At 66.5% G+C, this 1,412-nt stretch carries 1 protein-coding gene; it reads left to right on the forward strand.

Features of this window, described 5'->3' with window-relative positions; genetic code table 11:
• Positions 1-235 precede the first annotated feature (235 nt).
• Entirely contained in the window at positions 236-766 is a 531-nt protein-coding gene (locus ACWDSL_RS53405; RefSeq protein ID WP_450497011.1) for a hypothetical protein, read from the forward strand.
• Positions 767-1,412 lie beyond the last annotated feature (646 nt).

A 1,412-nucleotide genomic window follows, 5' to 3' on the forward strand; every position in this document is an offset into this window, starting at 1 on the left:
AGGCACCCCGATGCGTGCGCGTTCACGCTGGTGGACCCCAGGGGGCTCTGGGAGGCCGCCATGCGCCCCGTATGGAGCGGAGCCGTCAGCTTCGGCCTCGTGACCTCTCTTGTGCGTGCTCGAGTTATGGGGCAGGCCGGTGAAGTCGGTCGAGAAGCTCGTCGGGGGGTGGAACTCGGCTACTTGACTTCTCCGGATGTCTTCCGGAGATGGGCTCACGCAGTGTGTAGCCAAGTTGGCCGATGCCGAGGACGCTGCCGCTTTCCGTAGTGGGTTGCGAGTGGCCGGCTTCGCGGCTTCCCACGGATTCCTCAGCGGCGCCCCCGTGCCACTGCCGGACGGCCGACTGACCGTGGAACTGCCGGAAGGTGTACTCGCCCTGCTCCAGTTCGTTCCCGGCCGATCTCCCTCAGTCTCGTCTGAGGCCGACATGCGGCGTGCGGGGGTCACGCTGGCTCGGGCCCATCTGGCTCTCGGGAATGTCGTGAAGGTGAGCGAACAACACGCCTGGCCGTGGGCCTTGGCGGATGAATGTTTGCAGGGATTGTCCTTCCAGCCCGAGATCCGCGATGCGGCGGCGGGTGCACTTCAGGATATCCGAGACGTCACGGAGCGTTTCTCGCTGCGCGTGGGAGTAGTGCACGGTGACCCGGGGCTGGACGCATTCCGCCTGCGTGACGAGGCGCCCAACCACGACGGTCTCATCGATTGGGCAGCCGCCATGCAGGCGTCCCGCTGTACGATCTCGCCGGCTTCGCGGTTTTGACTCGCGATACCCTCACGGCACTGTCGCCGTTTCTGGACGGCTATCAGCACATCGCCCCGGAAGCCCATGAAGAGCTAGGCCATCTGGACACCTTTGTCAGACTGCGGTGGATGTGCCACGCCATTTACTTCGCCTCGCGCCTTGGCCGAGGGATCACCCGGGGTGCCGCGTCCGAGGCGGAAACCCGGGAGCGCCTTGCTGAGGCGTATGCGGGACTGACGCAGGTGGACCCGATGTTTCGGCTCACACGATCGCGGCGCCGAGACGTCGACCGCGGGTGAAACGCCGGGCCATGCGGGTGATGGCGGCCCAGGTGATCAATGAAAGATCACAGACGTGGAGGGGGCGTGTATTGGTGTGATTCACGCCCCTGTTGCAAGGTGATTGGGCCCCACTTCGATCGGGTGGTTCCGCTGGCCCGGGTGGGGGGTGTTGACGGTAGTTTTGAAGCCTCGGTGGACCCCCGTCAGCGCGCCCCCGACAGGTGCGTGGAGGGTTGCCGACCCGACTCGACCCGACCCGACTCAGGTCGCGGACCGCCCAGTGGCCGCGACGGATGGACGAGAACGGGCGATGGTGCGCGGTCGGCACTGGGACTTGACGACCGGGCTCGAAATGGCTGCGGCCGGCCTCCCGCCAGGGAGGC

The sequence above is a fragment of the Streptomyces sp. NPDC000941 genome (assembly GCF_053599555.1).